Source organism: Streptomyces griseorubiginosus, from assembly GCF_017614965.1.
Lineage (GTDB): Bacteria > Actinomycetota > Actinomycetes > Streptomycetales > Streptomycetaceae > Streptomyces > Streptomyces griseorubiginosus_B.
The window spans coordinates 1-432 of record NZ_WVUG01000744.1; the positions used below are offsets into that span (position 1 = coordinate 1).

Consider the following 432-nt stretch of genomic DNA (forward strand, 5'->3'; position numbering starts at 1 on the left):
GAATGAATGTTTTCGGCACATTTCTCCCCAGAGTGTTATAATTGCGGTCGCAGAGTTGGTTACGCTCATTACCCCGCTGCCGATAAGGAATTTTTCGCGTCAGGTAACGCCCATCGTTTATCTCACCGCTCCCTTATACGTTGCGCTTTTGGTGCGGCTTAGCCGTGTGTTTTCGGAGTAATGTGCCGAACCTGTTTGTTGCGATTTAGCGCGCAAATCTTTACTTATTTACAGAACTTCGGCATTATCTTGCCGGTTCAAATTACGGTAGTGATACCCCAGAGGATTAGATGGCCAAAGAAGACAATATTGAAATGCAAGGTACCGTTCTTGAAACGTTGCCTAATACCATGTTCCGCGTAGAGTTAGAAAACGGTCACGTGGTTACTGCACACATCTCCGGTAAAATGCGCAAAAACTACATCCGCATCC

General features: G+C 46.1%; 1 protein-coding gene. It reads left to right on the forward strand.

Annotated elements, in window-relative coordinates; genetic code table 11:
* Nucleotides 1-290 precede the first annotated feature (290 nt).
* Nucleotides 291-432: translation initiation factor IF-1 (gene infA, locus GRC12_RS45075; protein ID WP_208786160.1), on the forward strand; the 142-nt coding region annotated here is incomplete at its 3' end.